This is a genomic window from Domibacillus epiphyticus, from assembly GCF_001975785.1.
Lineage (GTDB): Bacteria > Bacillota > Bacilli > Bacillales > Domibacillaceae > Domibacillus > Domibacillus epiphyticus.
Genome location: NZ_MSFI01000006.1, coordinates 159,712 through 178,973, shown reverse-complemented (window position 1 = coordinate 178,973; position 19,262 = coordinate 159,712). Strand labels below are relative to the sequence as shown.

General features: G+C 43.0%; 17 protein-coding genes. 11 read left to right on the top strand and 6 right to left on the bottom strand.

Annotated elements, in window-relative coordinates:
* Positions 1-47: 47 nt before the first annotated feature.
* The 3 genes from BTO28_RS04055 to motA all read right to left on the bottom strand — a co-directional run bounded on the left by BTO28_RS04055 (position 48) and on the right by motA (position 2,195).
* The gene (locus tag BTO28_RS04055; RefSeq protein ID WP_076764260.1) at positions 48-566 is read right to left on the bottom strand and encodes a type 1 glutamine amidotransferase domain-containing protein; all 519 of its coding nucleotides are present in this window, start codon (positions 564-566) and stop codon (positions 48-50) included.
* A gap of 83 nt (positions 567-649) precedes the next feature.
* A complete protein-coding gene (gene motB, locus BTO28_RS04050; protein WP_076764259.1) occupies positions 650-1,405 on the bottom strand; it encodes a flagellar motor protein MotB in 756 nt (251 codons plus the stop codon).
* Positions 1,392-2,195 (bottom strand): flagellar motor stator protein MotA, encoded by an 804-nt coding sequence (gene motA, locus BTO28_RS04045; protein WP_076764257.1) that lies wholly within the window; start codon positions 2,193-2,195, stop codon positions 1,392-1,394. The genes motB and motA overlap by 14 nt, the downstream gene beginning before the upstream one ends.
* Before the next feature lie 472 nt (positions 2,196-2,667).
* Between motA and BTO28_RS04040 the strand changes: the two genes are divergently transcribed.
* Positions 2,668-3,897, top strand: coding sequence for an aminopeptidase (locus tag BTO28_RS04040; protein ID WP_076764256.1), 1,230 nt, complete (start codon positions 2,668-2,670; stop codon positions 3,895-3,897).
* A gap of 80 nt (positions 3,898-3,977) precedes the next feature.
* On the opposite strand, the gene BTO28_RS04035 is transcribed toward BTO28_RS04040, so the two are convergent.
* Entirely contained in the window at positions 3,978-4,883 is a 906-nt protein-coding gene (locus BTO28_RS04035; protein WP_076764254.1) for a LysR family transcriptional regulator, read from the bottom strand.
* 129 nt (positions 4,884-5,012) lie between these two features.
* Here BTO28_RS04035 and gltB point away from each other — a divergent pair, with 129 nt between their 5' ends.
* Both gltB and BTO28_RS04025 read left to right on the top strand, forming a co-directional pair.
* Positions 5,013-9,602, top strand: coding sequence for a glutamate synthase large subunit (gene gltB, locus BTO28_RS04030; protein WP_076764252.1), 4,590 nt, complete (start codon positions 5,013-5,015; stop codon positions 9,600-9,602).
* A 16-nt stretch (positions 9,603-9,618) separates the two neighbouring features.
* Positions 9,619-11,097 carry a glutamate synthase subunit beta gene (locus BTO28_RS04025; protein ID WP_076764250.1) on the top strand — a complete coding sequence of 493 codons (1,479 nt, stop codon included), beginning with the start codon at positions 9,619-9,621 and terminating at the stop codon, positions 11,095-11,097.
* 79 nt (positions 11,098-11,176) lie between these two features.
* Here the strand turns inward: BTO28_RS04025 and BTO28_RS04020 are convergent, their stop codons facing one another.
* Positions 11,177-12,037: a LysR family transcriptional regulator gene (locus BTO28_RS04020; protein WP_076764249.1), complete on the bottom strand. Its 861-nt coding sequence runs from the start codon at positions 12,035-12,037 to the stop codon at positions 11,177-11,179.
* 109 nt (positions 12,038-12,146) lie between these two features.
* Here BTO28_RS04020 and BTO28_RS04015 point away from each other — a divergent pair, with 109 nt between their 5' ends.
* On the top strand, positions 12,147-13,151 hold the full coding sequence (locus BTO28_RS04015) for a YeiH family protein (RefSeq protein ID WP_076764247.1): 1,005 nt from the start codon (positions 12,147-12,149) through the stop codon (positions 13,149-13,151).
* A 136-nt stretch (positions 13,152-13,287) separates the two neighbouring features.
* On the opposite strand, the gene argF is transcribed toward BTO28_RS04015, so the two are convergent.
* Positions 13,288-14,241, bottom strand: coding sequence for an ornithine carbamoyltransferase (gene argF / locus BTO28_RS04010; protein WP_076764246.1), 954 nt, complete (start codon positions 14,239-14,241; stop codon positions 13,288-13,290).
* Between the two features lie 155 nt (positions 14,242-14,396).
* Here argF and BTO28_RS04005 point away from each other — a divergent pair, with 155 nt between their 5' ends.
* The 7 genes from BTO28_RS04005 to BTO28_RS03975 all read left to right on the top strand — a co-directional run bounded on the left by BTO28_RS04005 (position 14,397) and on the right by BTO28_RS03975 (position 19,197).
* Positions 14,397-14,900 carry an acyl-CoA thioesterase gene (locus BTO28_RS04005; RefSeq protein WP_076764244.1) on the top strand — a complete coding sequence of 168 codons (504 nt, stop codon included), beginning with the start codon at positions 14,397-14,399 and terminating at the stop codon, positions 14,898-14,900.
* A gap of 194 nt (positions 14,901-15,094) precedes the next feature.
* Positions 15,095-16,102, top strand: coding sequence for a rod-share determining protein MreBH (gene mreBH, locus BTO28_RS04000; RefSeq protein WP_076764305.1), 1,008 nt, complete (start codon positions 15,095-15,097; stop codon positions 16,100-16,102).
* A gap of 157 nt (positions 16,103-16,259) precedes the next feature.
* Positions 16,260-16,535 (top strand): autorepressor SdpR family transcription factor, encoded by a 276-nt coding sequence (locus tag BTO28_RS03995; protein WP_076764243.1) that lies wholly within the window; start codon positions 16,260-16,262, stop codon positions 16,533-16,535.
* Entirely contained in the window at positions 16,532-17,164 is a 633-nt protein-coding gene (locus tag BTO28_RS03990; protein WP_076764241.1) for an SdpI family protein, read from the top strand. Before BTO28_RS03995 ends, BTO28_RS03990 begins: the two co-directional genes overlap by 4 nt.
* A gap of 109 nt (positions 17,165-17,273) precedes the next feature.
* Positions 17,274-17,645, top strand: a complete 372-nt coding sequence (locus BTO28_RS03985; protein ID WP_076764239.1) for a GntR family transcriptional regulator — start codon at positions 17,274-17,276, stop codon at positions 17,643-17,645.
* Positions 17,642-18,502 carry an ATP-binding cassette domain-containing protein gene (locus tag BTO28_RS03980; protein WP_076764237.1) on the top strand — a complete coding sequence of 287 codons (861 nt, stop codon included), beginning with the start codon at positions 17,642-17,644 and terminating at the stop codon, positions 18,500-18,502. The genes BTO28_RS03985 and BTO28_RS03980 overlap by 4 nt, the downstream gene beginning before the upstream one ends.
* Positions 18,502-19,197 (top strand): hypothetical protein, encoded by a 696-nt coding sequence (locus BTO28_RS03975; RefSeq protein WP_144289448.1) that lies wholly within the window; start codon positions 18,502-18,504, stop codon positions 19,195-19,197. Before BTO28_RS03980 ends, BTO28_RS03975 begins: the two co-directional genes overlap by 1 nt.
* Positions 19,198-19,262 lie beyond the last annotated feature (65 nt).

Genomic DNA, 19,262 nt, shown 5'->3' with positions numbered 1-19,262 from the left:
CTTTGTTTAGCACAAAGTGTCCTTTTTCTTATTTTTCCTATTATGTTCTAAACAGCAAGTAATTTTAGTGACTCACGGTTAAAAGCTGGGATGTCGTCTGGTTTACGACTGGTCACAAGCTGGTTTTGACAGACGACCACTTCCTTGTCATGCACATTTGCACCGGCATACTCCAAGTCCGTCTGAATGGATTTATACCCGGTTGCATCACGACCTTCAAGTGATTTAGCTGAAATGAGCAGCTGAGGCCCGTGGCAAATCGCAAACACCGGTTTTTTGGTGTCCATAAATTCTTTCGTAAACTTTACGAACCGGTCATCTTCACGAAGAAGGTCGGGTGAAAATCCACCTGGCAAGAGCAATGCGTCAAATTGTGAAACCGTCACATCATCAATACTTTTATCGATTGTTACTTTTGCGTTTCCTTGTTTCCCGGTAACGGTTTTGCCTGCTTCTTTTTCAATTGTTATCAGTTCATGACCAGCTTCTTCATACGCTTTAGCTGGTTCTGTGTATTCAATGTCTTCAAACATATCTGTAATTAGGACAGCAATTTTTTTATTCACATCAATTTCCCCTTTCGTTTGTCTACAGTTAAGAGTTTCCCCTTTTCTTTATCCGTAAACAAAAAAATGACGGGGATATCCCGTCATTTTGTCGAAGAGCTTGCTGATTGATCAGTTTCACCTTGAGGTAAAATTAAGATTTCAACGCGTCGATTTTGTGCACGTCCTGACTTCGTGACGTTTGACGCGATTGGCTGGTATTCACCGTACCCTTTTGAACTGAAAAGACGCGGGTCCAGCTTTTCATTCTTTAATATTTCTTTCATAAAGTTAACGGAGCGCAAAGCACTGAGTTCCCAGTTTGAAGCAAACTGTGCAGTTCCAATCGGAACATTATCTGTATGCCCGCTTATAATAATACTTCTTGGAATATCCATGACAAGCAGGTTGGAGATTTCCTCCGCAATTTTAAGCTGATCAGGCTGAATTTCAGCAGCTCCTGAATTGAATAGAACATTATCTCGAATACGAAGAAGAAGTCCTTCTCCATTCAGCACCGTTTCCACTTTATCCTGCAAATTATTTTCTTTAATATAGGCCGTCATCTTCTTTTGCATTTCTTCAAGTTCTTCACGGTCTGCTGCTTTCAGCCCTTCTTGCTCGTCTGTTTCTTGCATTGTATCTTCCACCGGGCTAGGGAAATCCATTACCCCGGTACCACCCGTGAATTCGTTGCTAAATACAGCTGCAATTGCCTGAAACTTTTTTGCGTCGAGGGTACTGCTTGCAAATAACACAATGAAAAGCGCAAGAAGCAATGTTAACAAATCGGCATACGGTATAAGCCACGACTCATCGACATGTTCTTCATGTTTTTTGTGTTTTTTATGCTTCCCCATCGCCTTGTCCCCCCCCAGATGATTCGATCAGCTTTTTCTTTTCATCCGCTGGCAAGTAGGAGGACAGTTTTTGTTCCAATACACGAGGTGCTTCTCCTTCAAGAATCGACAAAACACCTTCAATCATCATTTCCTTCACTTTTGCTTCCATTGTCGATTTCCGTTTTAATTTGTTTGCAAACGGATGCCACAGCACATATCCAGTAAAAATCCCAAGCAATGTGGCAACAAATGCAGCTGAAATCGCTGCACCAAGCGCATCTATATCTGCCATGTTTCCAAGAGCAGCAATCAAGCCCACAACGGCACCAAGTACGCCTAGTGTCGGGGCATACGTTCCAGCCTGCGTGAAAATGGCAGCGCCAGCAAGATGGCGATCTTCCATCGCGGCTACTTCTTCACTGAGTACATCACGAATATAATCTGCACTTTGACCATCTACAGCTAAATTCATTGCATTTTTCAAGAAATCATCTTCAATTTCACTCATTTTTGACTCCAATGCAAGCAATCCTTCTTTACGCGCCAATTCTGCCCAGCCCGTAAATAATCCAATCACTTCCTGCGGCGTCATTAATTGTCGTTCTTTAAATAAAATGCCGAACAGCTTTGGAACTTTCTTTAATTCAGAACCCGGAAAAGCGATTGTAACGGATGCCATCGTCCCTAAAACGATAATTAAAAGAGCAGCCGGATTAATTAAAACCACCGGGCTTACTCCTTTCATGAACATCCCAACTCCCACTGCGATAAGGCCTAATATAATCCCTACTAGTGATGATTTATCCATTCTGTATCTCCACCCTATTCCTTTATGACTTTTTCACTATACTTTATTTAAATATTTTACACGTTCTTGTCGAGAAAGAGAATCCTAAACCATATAAAATTCACAATATTTATCTATATTTATAATTTTAACAAAATCTTATTATCTAATTTACATGATTTTGGTAAAATAAGTACCTGTGACAAAAAAACAAGGCCTTTTCTCCTAGCATATTTTGTCGAATTTTCGAAATATATTAATCCGAAAATTCTTTACTTTTTATTCCTTTTATCCATGACAGAATGAGTAAGCGTTCTATGTTATTTTTGGTTTTACATCATCCATATAAAACCGAAAATTCATATTCTCCTAAAGTATTTTAGCAAACTGTAAATGTCCTAACTGAACAATTTAAAACATAGATGCATCATTTACCCAATGATGTGTCTTTTTTGTTACAATAATTTCACTACTTAAAAAAGGGGATTATTATATGACGTCTTTTCACGAACAGCTTGAAAAATATGCACAGCTAGCCGTAACAACTGGAGTAAATGTCCAGCCAGGACAGTCCCTTGTCATCCGCGCGACACTAGATGCAGCGGAGCTCGTCCGTCTCATCGTCCAAAAAGCATATGAAGCAGGGGCAAAACACGTCTATGTGGACTGGAGTGACGACACGGTTTCCCGTCTTAAATATGAACTTGCACCAGATGAGGCTTTTAACGAATTTCCGGCGTGGAACAAACAAATGATGGAAACGCTCGCTGAACAAGGGGCAGCCTTTATGTCTGTTATTTCTTCAAGCCCTGACTTACTTAAAGGGGTTGATTCAAAACGAATCGCTGCTTATCAAAAAACTGCTGGTGCCGCTATGAAAAAATACCGCGAATACATTCAGTCCGATAAAGTAAGCTGGACAGTCATCGCTGCACCATCAAAAGAATGGGCGGATAAAGTATTTTCCGATTTACCAGAAAACGAGCGTATCCCAGCTCTTTGGGAAGCTATTTTCAAATCGGTTCGTGCTGATCATGCCGATCCTGTACAATCATGGAAAGATCATGATGACCGACTTCGTGAAAAAGTCGCTGAGTTAAATGAAAAACATTATAAAACTCTCCATTATAAAGCACCGGGAACGGATTTAACGATTAACCTTCCAGACAGTCATTTATGGGTTGGCGCTGGCAGTGTCAACGAACAGGGGCATGCTTTTATGGCAAATATGCCGACAGAAGAAGTATTTACAGTACCGGAGAAAACCGGAGTAAACGGGTATGTAAAAGCGACAAAACCGCTCAGTTACGCAGGCAATATTATTGATGGATTTACCGTGACGTTTAAAAATGGGCGAATTGTAGACGTAACGGCAGAAGAAGGAGAGGACGTTTTACGACAGCTCATAGAAACGGATGAAGGCGCTCATTTCCTTGGCGAAGTGGCGCTGGTCCCGCACGATTCCCCTATTTCAAACGCAGGCACTTTGTTCTTCAATACACTATTTGACGAAAATGCATCAAATCACCTGGCAATCGGCAGCGCATATGCGTTCTGTATTGAAGGAGGCAAAGAAATGTCGCAGGAAGAACTTGAAAAAAACGGCTTGAACACGAGCATTACACACGTCGACTTTATGATCGGGTCTGCCGAAATGAATATCGATGGCATTAAACAGGACGGCACACGTGAACCCATTTTTAAAAATGGAAACTGGGCGTAAATCAAAAAAGACACTGGCAATTCAGAGCTGCCTGTGTCTTTTTTCTTTTTTCTTTTTTCTTTTTTCTTTTTTCTTCTATCTTAAAAGCTAAAGTCATTCAGCCGATTGTAGTATTTGATTAAAAAATCATAAAATAGTTTTTCTGATGGAGGTAAAGGACGGGTCTTGGTAATGATTACTCCAACTGTTCTGGTTACACGTGGTACACTGACCGGAATACTAACCGTCCCCATTGGCGTCTGGTCAATAAGCAGCGTCTCCGGCAGCAGACTGACGCCCAGCCCTGCTTCAACCAGTCCTTTAATTGTATAGATATCATCACTTTCAAATGCAACAGCGGGTTCAAAATTCACCTGCCGGCACGCTTCGATAACGAGTGCCCGCATATCATAACCGGTGCGGAACAATACAAACTGGTCGTCCATTAAGTCACGCAGATTGAGTGATACCTGTTTCGCTAAACGGTGATGTGTCGGAATCAGCGCCCTCATATGTTCCGAGAAGAAAATATGCGTATCAATTTCATTAGATGGCTCAGGCACAGGAGACACAAAAGCCAGATCAATTTCTCCTCCTTGAACAAGATCACGGAGTTCACGGTTTGACCCTTGATTGAAATCAAAGCCAACATCAGAGTATTGGCTGCGAAAAGCAGAAATGACACGCGGCAATGTTTTCGTGGCAAGTGAGTTCGGAAACCCGAGACGAATCTTCCCCGCTTCCGGATTTAAATAATCATTGACCGCCTGTACAGCTTTATCCATCGCTTCCATCGCCGTTTCCGCATGCTGCAAAAAAATTTTTCCCGCATGTGTCAGACGGACACTTCTTCCTTCCCGCAAAAACAATTCTACCCCGAGTTCATCTTCCAGTTTGGCAATTTGTCTGCTGACGGCTGACTGGGCTACATGAAGACGGTAAGCCGCTTCTGTCACATGCTCTTCTTTCGCCACTTCCATGAAATATTTAATTTGCCGCATCTCCATGTTCGCTACTCCCTTCCATTCATATCAATTTGAGATTGAAAACTCGATAATAATATATTGATTGTATCATTTATCGTCTTTACAATAAATATCAACAGAGAAAATGATTTGAATCCGGAGGTGCACAACATGAATCTTTATGGTTACCCAGAAAAACAGGGCTTGTATGACCCGTCAAACGAACACGATGCGTGCGGTATCGGTTTTATCGCAAATATAAAAGGGCTCCCTTCTCACAAAATTGTGCAGGATGGCATTCATATGCTTTGCCGTCTAGAACATCGCGGTGGAAATTTGAATGGTACAACGGGCGATGGTGCGGGAATAATGCTGCAAATATGCGATGACTTCTTTCGAAAAGAATGTGAAAATTTGAACATTGTTTTGCCTTCTCCTTTCGATTACGCGGTCGGCATGTTTTTTTTGCCAAAAAACAGCAAACAGCGGCAGCTAATCCAGCATGACGTGGAACGAATTTTACTTGAAGAAGGGCTAAAATTTCTTGGATGGCGGGATGTTCCGGTTAATCCAGAAGCAGCGGGCCCTGAAGCGCTTGCGATTGCTCCTTACGTTATGCAGCTTTTTGTCGAAAAAAACAATAAGCAAGGCACAGAAAAAGATTTTGAGCGCTCCCTATATATCATGAGAAAGCGCATTGAAAATGAAATTGGTAACAATCCTGATATAAAAGGTTCATTTTATATTCCAAGCTTTTCGACAAGAACGATTATTTATAAAGGGATGTTAACACCCGAGCAAATCGATCAATATTACATCGACCTCGCGAAAGAAGACTACAAATCAGCCTTCTCACTCGTTCATTCCCGCTTCAGCACAAATACCTTCCCAAGCTGGGAACGCGCTCATCCATACCGCTACTTAATTCACAACGGTGAAATTAACACTAACCGCGGCAACGTCAGCTGGATGCAATCCCGAGAAAAAGCAGGTTATTCAAAGCTTTTCGGTGATCGATACAACAAGCTTTTGCCAATCATTGATACAAACGGAAGCGACTCAGCAATGCTTGATAATGCAATTGAATTTTTAACATTATCCGGACGCTCTCTTCCTCATGCGGCAATGATGCTCATTCCAGAACCTTGGGATCGTGACCCGCATATGGTAGATCCTAAACTCGCTTTCTATGAATATCACAGCTGCTTAATGGAACCATGGGACGGTCCGACATCGATTTCATTTACCGACGGACGAAAGATTGGCACAATCCTGGACCGGAATGGTTTGCGGCCGGCTCGTTATTACATTACTGATGATGACCACATTATCTATTCTTCTGAAGTTGGGACAATCGAAGTTGATGAAAAACGAATCGTGAAAAAAGAAACCGTCAGCGCCGGTGAAATGCTTCTTGTTGATTTAGAAGAGGGACGGATCGTATCGGACGCGGAAATTAAAGAGGAAATTACGACAGCGGAACCATACCGCGACTGGCTAAATGAAAATTTAACCCATATTTCAGATCTGGATGAAACAATCGGATCAACGGAGCATTATGGAGAGGAAGAAATTCTGAATCTTCAGAAAAATTTTGGTTATACGTACGACGAACTAGCAAAACAAATTGCACCGATGGCCATTGAAAAAATTGATCCAATCGGCTCGATGGGCTACGATGCACCGCTTGCTGTTTTATCGGAACGCCCACAGCTTTTATACAACTACTTTAAACAGCTGTTTGCACAGGTAACAAACCCGCCGATTGATGCCATTCGTGAAGAAAATGTCACATCGATGATGACACTTCTCGGCAGTGAGGGAAATATTCTGGCGCCTTCTGCAGAAAACAGCCGGCGCATTCGGCTGGAAACACCTATTCTCGGCGAAAAAGAATGGCGTAAAATTGCGTTTAATAAACAGGACGCATTTAAAACGAAAACACTTTCTCTTTTATTTGACATTAAACAAAAAAACGCTCTTTCTCAGACGATGGCACAACTGTTTAAGGAAGCAGACACCGCCATTGACAACGGTGCTTCCATTATTATTTTGTCCGATCGAGGTGTGACAAACAAAAAAGCAGCTGTTCCAGCTTTGCTTTCCGTGAGCGGACTGCATCATCATTTAATTAGGACAGGACGCCGGACAAATGTAAGCATCATTCTTGATACAGCGGAAGCACGAGATGTTCACCAGTTTTGCTGCCTGATTGGCTACGGAGCAGATGCGATATATCCGTATTTAGCCATCGCTTCGATCCGTGCGATGATTTCTGATGGGACAATTACTGACTTGTCTGTAGAAGAAGCAGAGAAAAATTACTCTTACGCAGCAACAAGCGGGATTATTAAAGTTATGGCAAAAATGGGGATTTCAACTGTTCAAAGCTACCGTGGCGCGCAAATTTTTGAAGCTGTTGGAATCGGCCATGATGTAGTAGAAACATATTTTACAGGCACTACAACAGCACTTGGCGGCATTACACTTGATGTTATTTTAAAAGAAACGCTGCTCCGTCACCATGATGCATTTGGAAAAAGCGAGTTTCATGATACGACGCTCGATTCAAGTGGTGAATTCCAGTGGAGACGGACAGGGGAAAAGCATGCGTTCAACCCAAAAACGATTCATATGCTTCAGCATGCAGCAAGAACGAATAACTACGAGCTTTATAAAGAGTTTTCTGAAATGGCAAATGAAGAAAATATAATGTTCCTTCGCGGCCTGTTAGATCTTGATTACACAGTGCGTCCATCTATTCCTCTCGAAGAAGTGGAACCGCTGGAGGAGATTTTCAAGCGATTTAAATCAGGTGCCATGTCATACGGCTCAATTAGTAAAGAGGCACACGAAGCTTTGGCAATTGCATTAAACCGGCTCGGAGGTAAAAGCAACAGCGGTGAAGGCGGAGAAGATCCTTCCCGTTATCGCCCGGATGAAAATGGAGATATTCGAAGCAGTGCGATTAAACAAGTAGCTTCAGGCCGCTTCGGGGTGACAAGTGAATATTTAAATACTGCAACTGAAATCCAAATTAAAATGGCTCAGGGAGCGAAACCGGGCGAAGGCGGCCATCTGCCAGGTAAAAAAGTATATCCATGGATAGCGGAAACACGCGGATCAACGCCTGGAGTGGGGTTAATTTCCCCTCCTCCTCACCATGATATTTATTCAATTGAAGACTTGGCACAGCTCATTTATGACTTAAAGAATGCAAATCAAGATGCACGGATTAACGTAAAACTAGTCGCAAAATCTGGGGTCGGCACCATTGCTGCAGGTGTCGCAAAAGGTCTTGCCGATGTCATACTCGTCAGCGGTTATGAAGGCGGAACAGGCGCATCACCGAAAACAAGCATTAAACATGCCGGCATCCCATGGGAAATTGGCCTTGCAGAAACACATCAAACACTCCTTATGAACGGTTTGCGTGAAAAGGTAACGCTTGAAACAGATGGGAAATTAATGAACGGCCGCGATGTGGTCCTAGCCGCTCTCCTTGGTGCGGAAGAATTCGGTTTTGCAACCGCGCCACTCGTCATACTCGGGTGCGTCATGATGCGTGTCTGCCATATGGACACTTGTCCGGTCGGCGTCGCAACACAAAATCCAGAGCTTCGCAAAAAGTTTACAGGCGAGCCCGAGCACGTCGTCAACTATTTAACATTTGTTGCACGTGAAATTCGCGAAATTATGGCAGAACTCGGCTTCCGGACAATCGATGAAATGATCGGTCAAAAGCAAGTTTTGAAGCCGCATGCCCGTAAAGAACTTCACTGGAAAGCAAAGTATCTCGATCTGTTCCCTCTTTTATACATGACACCGTTAAAACAGGGGCAAAAACAGTATAAAACGAAGGATCAGGATTATAAATTGGAGCGTACCATTGACCGCCGTCTTCTTTTAGATGCAATACGCCCCGCATTAGAGAATAGACAGGTGGTTTCGGGCGAATTTGACATCATTAATACGGACCGTGCCGCTGGAACCATTACTGGTTCAGCTGTTACGACCGCTTACGGTGCTGAAGGTCTTCCGGAAAACACCGTTCAGTTCACATTTAACGGATCTGCCGGTCAAAGCTTCGGAGCTTTCCTTCCAAAAGGCTTGACGTTTACTGTGAATGGGGATGCAAATGACTATTTCGGCAAAGGGCTGTCTGGCGGACGTCTGGTCGTTCGTCCACATGAAGACGCCAATCTCGTGCCTCATGAACATGCCATATGCGGAAATGTAAACTTATACGGAGCAACGAACGGTGAGGCCTTTATTAACGGGCGTGCTGGTACACGTTTTGCAGTCCGAAACAGCGGTGCAAATATTGTTGTCGAAGGAATTACAGATCATGGATGCGAGTACATGACTGGCGGTCGTGTCGTTATTCTCGGTGAAACAGGGCGGAACTTCGCAGCTGGAATGTCCGGCGGGATTGCCTATTTATACGCCCCTGATCGGGAAAAACAGGAACGACGCATAAACCGTGAAATGGTTTTGACAGAATCACTTGATAGTCTGCAGGAGGAGTCTGAAGTAAGAGCACTTCTAACCAGCCACGTACAATGGACAGGAAGCCCTCTCGCCTCTTCTATTTTAAAAAATTGGGCAACTGAAAAAGTTCACTTTATCCGTGTGATCCCTCACGAATATAAAGAAATGATGAGATCGATTGCTTATTATGAACAACAAGGGTTAAATCTGTCAGAAGCAAAATACGAGGCATTTAAAGTGAAAGAAGTGCCTGTCGTTGAAAACGTGTAAGAAAGGAGAATGAATGATGGGGAAAGCAACCGGCTTTATCGAATACGAACGAAAAACAGCTCCCGGACGAAATCCGGCTGACCGTGTAAAAGACTGGAAAGAATACACGACTGTACTTCCCGAAAAAGAATTAAGCATCCAAGGAGCACGCTGCATGGACTGCGGGACTCCCTTCTGCCATACCGGCCAGATGATAGGAGGAACACCGTCCGGCTGTCCGCTTTACAATCTCATTCCAGAATGGAACGATCTTGTTTACCGCGGCCGCTGGAAAGAAGCGCTTGACCGGCTCGTAAAAACAAACAATTTTCCTGAATTTACAGGCCGCGTCTGCCCGGCTCCGTGTGAAGGCTCTTGTACGGTAGCAATCAGCGACCCGGCGGTAGCAATTAAATCCATCGAAAAATCGATTATTGATAAAGGATTTGAAGAAGGCTGGATCGTACCGAACCCGCCTAAACGGCGCAGCGGAAAACGGGTTGCCGTTGTTGGATCAGGACCTGCCGGACTGGCGGCTGCTGATCAATTAAATAAAGCCGGTCATCTCGTTACTGTTTTTGAACGTGATGATCGCATTGGCGGTCTATTAATGTACGGAATTCCTTCTATGAAACTTGAAAAAGAATCGGTTGAACGACGTGTCAATCTTTTAAAGAACGAAGGAATTGAATTTATTGTCAATACGACAATCGGAAAAGATATTACAAAGGAACAGCTAAAAGAGGAGTACGACGCCGTTATCTTATGTGCAGGTGCGCAGACCCATCGTGATATCATGATTGAAGGACGTGATGCTGACGGCATTCACCTCGCGATGGAATACTTGACAAAAAGCATTAAAGGTCTTCTCGATCAAACAGATGAAAATGTTATTTCGGCAGAAGGCAAAAACGTCATTGTCATCGGCGGCGGTGACACAGGAGCCGACTGTGTCGCAACAGCTATTCGTCAAGGCGCAAAAAGCGTCGTACAGTTTGGTAAACATGAACAGCAGCCTGAAGTACGCCAGGGCAGCAACCCATGGCCACAATTTCCGAATACATTCACCCTTGATTATGCGTATGCTGAAGCAGCAGCAATATACGGTGAAGACCCTCGTGAATACTTAATTTCAACGAAGAGATTTGTCGCAGATGAAAACGGCAAGTTAAAAGAGCTCCATACCGTCCGCATGGAAAAAACATACCATGAAGATGGAGGCTACACACTAACGGAAATTCCAGGAAGTGAAGAAGTGTGGTCTGTTGAACTTGTGTTAGTTGCAATTGGTTTCAGCGGAACTGACATGCCGCTTGCTTCTCACTTTGGCGTCGACACGACGGCACGTAATACCGTAAAAGCAAAGTACGGTAAATACAACACGAACGAAGAAGGCATTTTCGCTGCCGGTGATATGCGCCGCGGACAAAGTCTTGTTGTCTGGGCGATTCATGAAGGACGCGAAGCAGCCCGTGAAACAGACCGCTTTTTAATGGGCGAAACGAAACTGCCTTAATAAAAAACATGGCCCCGCTTCCTTTACGCAGCGGGGTTTTTCCTTTGTTATTTCGAGTATCTTTCAAAAGGCTTATTCATTAGTCTCTTCGCAAAAACTGTATAAACGTTTCTGATGTTTTTGTCATAAACGGGGCATCATGAATAATCGCATAAAAATTCCGCTCATAATACAAGCTGCCGCCTCCGACAATTTTCAGCTTCTCAAGTTCCAATTCATTGCGAATCGTCCACTCTGATAAGAGCGCAACACCAAGCCCTGCTTCCACCGCTTCTTTAATAATTTGAGTGCTGCCAAACTCCAATGTTTTAGCCGGTCTAATATTGTTCTTAGCAGCAAACCAATCAAATGCTTCGCGTGTACCGGACCCCTGCTCACGGACGATCCACGTTTCTTCATTTAAATGGATGGGCTTGTCAAGTTGCTCTTTCTTGCCTTTAATCACATACATACGGTCAGTAGCGATTTTTTCAGCAATTAATTTATCGGATGGAACGGTTCCTTCCACCACTCCTAGATCGATTTCATTATGAATCACTTTTTCAGCAATTTCATGGGTATTTCCAATTGATATATGTGGATCCACTGATGGAAATTTTTCAAGAAAGTCCGCGACTATATGCGGCAAAATATATTCACCGAATGAGTAACTTGCCCCAACAGAAAGCTTCCCTTGCACTTCACCAGTCAAATCCTCTACAGCCTGCTTCATCCTATCATTTAACGTTGAAATTTCGCCGCCATAGTAGGCAACAAGACTTCCAGCTTTCGTCAGACGTATCTTTTTGTTCGTGCGGTCTATGAGTTTTATTCCCAGCTCGTCTTCCAGTGATTTTACATACTGACTAACCGCCGGCTGTGTGATAAACAGCTCTTCAGCGGCCCGTGAAAAGTTCATATGCTTTACAACTGTTAAAAAAACTTTAAGTTTTTGCTCCATTTTCGCCCACCATCATAAGTGATTGCTTATTATTTGAATAATAATCATTAATTATCTTTTTCTCTTCTTATATTTTACCATGAAAGGAAGAGAAAAGGGGCGGATCATCATGAAAGAAGCAGTCTTAACTTTAACGAAACCTCAAAAAAACACCTTATTTAGCGGCATCTTGTTTACCGCAATAATCGCAGGTATTTCATATATAGGGGCAAAGCTACCGGTAATCGGCTATGCGGGACCGCTTGCGCTGTCAATTTTGATTGCAGTATTTTTTCGTAATTCTATTGGCTATCCCGAACAATGGCGTTTCGGAATTTCGTTTACCGGTAAAATCATTTTACGTGTTGCCATTGTCCTTTACGGTATACGGTTAAATTTTGCAGTCATTGCTTCAGAAGGGCTTCCGCTCCTGCTTCAAGCAGCGGGTTCCGTTTTGTTTGCCACGGTCGCAATGGTGCTCGCGGGCCGCTGGCTGAGGATTGAACTTAAGCTTGCCCTATTACTCGGGGCCGGTACTGGCATATGCGGTGCCGCAGCCATTGCAGCAGCAGCTCCGATTATTCGAGCAAAAGAAGAAGATACCGCACTGTCGGTTGGAATGATTGCCTTTCTCGGGACTATATTTGCCCTTTTATATCCGGCTGTGTCTCCAATAATCGATTTAACGTCTGAAGAGTATGGCTACTGGACCGGCTTTACGCTTCATGAAATCGCCCATGCAGCACTAGCCGGTGCCGCAGGAGGAAACGCTGCATTGGATGCGGCATTAATATCAAAATTAAGCCGCGTCCTTCTTTTATTTCCTTTTTGCCTCATTCTGCTACTATTGACCAAAAAGAAAAATAGTACGAAGTCACCCGTACAGTTCCCTTATTTTTTAATTGGATTTTTACTAGTGTCCTTGATTGGTACACTTGGAACTGAAAAAGGAGTTTTGTCAGAGCACGAAACGAATGCCATTGCATCTGCAGGCACGTTCTTAATGGGGATGGCGATGAGTGCACTCGGCATGTCCGTTGACCTTCAAAAAATAAAAAAACGCGCAGCAAAACCGCTTGCTGCACTACTCATTGTTTCCCTATTATTAAGCACGCTCACACTTTTCTTCATATAAAAAAGCATTCAGCGTCCTCCTATGACGTCTGAATGCTTGAATGTTTTTTAAAGGGATCAGCCATTCTTCAATAACGGCTGAAATTAAGTAATGTATAGCGTCCAGCTGTTCTCCAATAACGGCTGAACAAGGTTTCTTATTTTTTCATTAAGCTGTATAAAACCGCTTTTTGTGCATGCATCCGGTTTTCAGCCTGCTGGAACACGACAGATGCTTCTCCATCCATCACGCCGGCAGACACTTCCTCACCACGGTGAGCCGGCAGACAATGCATAAATTTGCAGTCTTTGTTCGCCACAGCAAGCAATGTCTCATTTACTTGATACGATTCAAATGCTTTCAAGCGCAGCGCAGACTCCTCTTCCTGCCCCATACTCGTCCAGACGTCCGTATAGATAAAATCTGCACCTTTAACTGCTTCAAGCGGATCTTCTGTAAACGCCAGGACAGCACCTGTTTCAGCTGCGATTTTTTTTGATTTCGCAATGACATCCGAATCTGCTTCATAGCCTTTTGGTGCACATAATGTGAAATCCATTCCCATCATGACCGAGCCGATCATAAGCGAATGTGCTACATTATTGCCATCGCCAATATAAACCATCTTATTTCCTTTAAAGCCGCTTTTGTGCTCGTAAACGGTTAGCAAATCAGCAAGTGCCTGGCACGGATGATATAAGTCCGTTAAACCGTTAACAACAGGAATTGAGGCTGCATCCGCCAGTGTTTCGATGCGGTCATGACCGTGTGTACGGATCATGATGCCATCGAGGTAGCCTGATAGCACTTTCCCTGTATCTTCAATCGTTTCTCCGCGTCCGATCTGCAAATTTTCTGAGCTTAAAAACATGCCGTGTCCGCCTAATTGAAGAATAGCTGTTTCGAATGAGACGCGTGTTCTTGTTGAACTTTTTTCAAAAATCATGCCAAGGATTTGTCCCTTTAACGTATCCATATATGATTCTTTATTCTTTTTCATATCGTCAGCAAGCAAAACCAGCGCCTGCACTTCTTCTATACTGAAGTCGAGAAGTTTCAGGAAATCTTTCCCTTTCAGGTCAAGCTCCTTCAATTGTTCCTTCGCTATCATGAAAGTCACCCCGACGTGTCGTCACCTTTGTTATATTTATATTTATACACTATAAAGAATGAAAATACAACCACTTTTTTAACATTTATGTTGAAAATCTTTATGACACCGTTTTCATGATGTATACTAATTTGTGGAAGGAATAAGGTGATAAAATGAAAGAAACCAAACGAATGCAAGATACGATTGCCGTAAAGTCAGCCCAAGTGTTTCCGCCAGATACTAATTATTACGGTACTCTTTTTGGCGGAAAATTAATGGCTCATATTGATGATGTCGCTTCTATTTCAGCAACGCGGTTTGCCCGTAATCCGACCGTGACCGCCTCAACTGATTCTGTTGATTTTATACGCCCGATAAAGGTTGGTGACACGGTAACGCTCAAAGCAATGGTCACTTATACAGGACACTCCAGCATGGAAGTGTTTGTCCGTGTGACATCCGAAAATCTTATAACCGGTGATGAAGAAGTCGCAGCGATCGCGTTTCTTACATTTGTGGCGCTCAATAAAAATGGAAGCCCTGTCGAAGTAGCCAGTGTATTACCTGAATCAGAAGAAGAAAAGTGGCTTTTTGACACAGCACCAGCACGTGCAGCGTACCGGAAAACGAGAAAAGACCATAGTAAAGAACTAGCTTTTTTCTTTAAAAAAATGTGACAATAGACCCCGATTGTTCATGACAAAATTTAAATTTCCGTAACAACAGCTGCCCTTTTTGTTGAAAGAGCGGCTTTTTTCTTTGTCATAGCTGTAACATTTGATTGTTCATCTTTTTGTCCCATGTACACCCGTTCTTCTTCTTATTTATACTGAACGAAGGCAAAAAAACGCCGTTTGGAGGAATGGAAATGATGTTTGGACAAGCAGAGATTGGAATCGACCTGGGAACAGCAAATTTGCTCGTTTACAGTAAGGATAAAGGGATTATTTTAAACGAACCTTCTGTTGTTGCCCTTGATTTAAATACAAAAAAAGTATTAGCCGTCGGATCGGATGCGAAAGAAATGATCGGGAAAACACCGGGACAAATCGCAGCCGTACGTCCGATGAAAGACGGGGTGATTGCAGACTTTGATATCACATCAGAAATGTTAAAAGAGCTAATGAAAAAAGCGGGAAAAGCGGCCGGATTCGCCATACGCAAACCAACTGTTGTAGTCTGCACGCCATCGGGCGCAACAGGTGTGGAACGCCGTGCCATTCAAGATGCGATCAAATCAAGCGGAGCAAAAACGGTTCATTTAATCGAAGAACCTGTAGCAGCAGCGATTGGAGCTGACTTGCCTGTTGAAGAACCGATTGCGAATTTAATCGTTGATATTGGCGGCGGAACAACAGAAGTAGCCATTATTTCATATGGCGGTGTCGTATCATGTAATTCAATTCGCCTCGCAGGGGACAAATTAGATGAAGACATTGTGCAGTATATTCGGAAAGAATACAATTTGCTCATTGGCGAAAGAACAGCTGAAAATATAAAAATGGAGATCGGATACGCACCGATAGAACATGCAGAGATGAAAATGGATGTGCGCGGACGTGATCTCGTCACTGGACTGCCGAAAACCGTCGTTGTCAGCTCCTATGAAATTCAGCATGCCCTCCGCGAATCGTTGATGGCGATTTTAGAAACGATCCGTGTCACACTCGAATCATCACCTCCTGAACTGAGCGGAGATATCGTTGACCGCGGTGTTGTGATAAGCGGAGGCGGCTCCCTTTTAAATGGCATTCAAGAATGGCTGGCTGAAGAAATCATTGTACCGGTTCACCTTGCACCAAACCCTCTTGAATCCGTAGCAATCGGCACTGGACGATCGCTTCATGTGCTAAAAAAATTACAAAAAGTCACATCTTAATCAGCCAGGCTGCGAATCTTCTGTTCGTAGCCTTTTTATATTTCCACAAGATATAATGCTCACTAAAAATCACCGCTGCTTTTTCATCTTGAATATTCTTCCTTCCTCATTTATAATTTAGATAATTAGGTAAACATCTAAATAAAGGATGATCAATATGTCTCAAACACTTGTTTTCAAAGCTCTCTCCGATCCGACAAGACTCAGCATTATCGATTTGTTAAAAGAACGTGACCGGACAGCAGGCGATATCGCGGACCAATTCAATATGACAAAACCCAGCATTTCACATCATTTGAATACACTGCAGAGTGCCGGTCTTGTTCTGTCGGAACGAAATGGACAGCACATTATTTACTCATTAAACACGACCGTTTTTCAGGACGTTGTGAAATGGATGATGGACATATCACGAAAGGAGAATGAATCATGAAAGAATATCGTTATTTTTGGATGGTCTTAACCGCTGCTGTTATTGCCAGTCTGGCTGCACTTCCTTATCTGCCAGATCAAATTGCTACTCACTGGGGGCCGGACGGAACAGTCGACGGGTATTCCTCCAAATGGCTTGGTGCCTTTTTCGGTCCAGGCATGCTGCTGTTTATTTGCACCATTCTCATACTGGCACCGAAGATTGACCCCCGCCGGCAAAACTATGACAAATTCAAAGGCAGCTACAAAATTATTATGTATGCCACTGTAACACTGGTCGGTATTGTTCATGCCTTGCTGCTTTTAAACGGACTCGGTTACACCGTAGAAATGGATATCGCTGTTTCACTGCTAATTGGACTCTTATTTATTATTATTGGAAACTTCATGCCCCGCATTCGCCCTAGTTACATGATTGGGCTGCGGACGCCGTGGACGATTGCGGATGAACACATCTGGATGAAAACGCATCGGACCGGAGGCTTCTTATTTATCCTTGCCGGTGTTATTTTCATCCTAACGATGTTTTTCCCGTCAATGATTCGGTTAAGTATTTTTATTATCGTCATTCTTGCAATCGTTCTTATTCCGACTGTTCAATCTTATCTTCTATACAAAAAAGCACATTAACTTTCTCCGCAGAAACTATTCTGCGGTTTTTTTATTGACAAAAACAAGAAATGGCATTACGGTTAATTACATAAGTAACTAACCAATTAACAAGATAGGGGGTTATCCATTGGGCGCAAAATTGGACGACTCAAAACCGATTTTCATTCAAATTGCTGAAGAAGTTGAAAGCGGCATTTTAGATGATACATTTCCTGAAGGCAGCCGCGTTCCATCCACAAATGAATTCGCGGCCCATTATCAGATCAATCCGGCGACAGCAGCTAAAGGTATTAATCTTCTCGTTGATGAAGGCATTTTATATAAGAAAAGAGGGATTGGCATGTTCGTGTCAGAAGGAGCGAAAAAACAGGTAACAGACAAACGAAAAACACAGTTTTACGAATCTTTTATCGTACCGCTTATGAATGAAGCAGCCAAACTGGATATTTCCCCTGTGGAGCTTGAAACGATGATAAAAAAAGGAGGCCGCGAGTCATGAACGTACAATTTGATCACGTGACAAAAACATTCGGGGCGCACATGGCATTAAATCGTTTATCCTTTACGATGAAAGGTCCAAAAATTGTTGGTATGCTCGGTCGAAACGGCGCCGGAAAAACAACGGCCCTAAATATGATCGCCGGCTGCATTTTCCCGAATGATGGTTCTATCGATGTGAACGGGTATCCACCAGCGACAAAACAAAGCAGCGTCTGTCTTATTAATGAAAGCGGGAACTTCAATAAAGAATTCACGGTAAAAGATACAGTAAAGTCCGCTTCCCTCTTCTATCCGAATTGGGATCAAAAACGGGCGGATGAGCTGATCAGCCTTTTCCAATTGAAACGTTCAAAAAAAGTGAAAAGCCTTTCGAAAGGCATGGAATCTGCACTTGGCATTATCGTCGGACTCGCCAGCTATTCACCCGTGACCATTTTTGATGAACCGTACATCGGACTCGATGCCGCCTTTCGCAGCCGCTTTTATGACTTGCTAATTGAAGAATTTGAACGTGAGCCGCGCTTGTTCATTTTATCAACCCACTTAATTGATGAAGCGGCAAAATTGTTTGAAGAAATATTCATTATTCACGACGGTTCCCTAATTCTCCATAAAGATGCCGAAACATTACGCGAAGAGAGCTTTTCTGTTACTGGAGCCAAAAAGGATGTGATGGAATTAAATGGAAAATCACCGCTTCACCGGAAAGAATTCGCTGGACGAACAACAGCCTATGTATTTGGGCCTGAATGGAATCGTCATGAAGCAGAACTGCACCTTCTTGAAACCAGCGCTATTCCGATACAAGAATTAATGGTTCATTTAACCAATTCTCATACAGGGGGGAGAAAATGATGAGCAATATAAAAGCAGTTCTATACTATGAATTTATCGGATTGAAAAAGGCAGTCAGCGGATTCTGGATCATACTAGGCGTTATGATGATTCTATCCATTCTTCTCTCCTTCTCGATGTCCGATGGTGTAGTATATATGAGCGGCACATCCTTAGCATTGGCTCTTTACATGATCGTTACTGGCTTTATCACGGTGAAAGTCAGCCTGCCGTATTGCATTCGGCGCGGTGCCACACGCAATCAATTTTTAGCCGGCATCGGTCTTTCATTTTTCCTCACATCGATGGTAATGGCGGCCATCCACACAATTTTTCTCGAACTCGGGACATTTGCAGGGAATCTGCTCAATGTGAAAAAAATCCATTTTTTCCGGGCATCAGATTTAATCAGTGAAACGCCTTCCATCTTTGCATCAACCGTCATCGACATGTTTCTCTTTTTCTTTTGTCTTGCCGCTGCATTTTTTATTGGTGCAATTTTTTTCCGATTCGCCCGTAAAGCTGGATACACTTTTCTTGCGATTTCACCCCTTTTCTTTTTACCAAATATTCAAGAAAAACTGATAGAGTTAACGAGAAGTTTAGTAAACGGACCTGAATTTGCAAATTTCTTCATCATTTTTATTATCGGTATTGTTTGCTTTGCCGCAACATGGCCGGTCATTCGCAATTTGTCGATTCACCCGTCTTCATAATGAAATTGTTCTTGACGGAACGGCGTTATAACGTTATGATATTTTTAATTATTCATACAATTCAA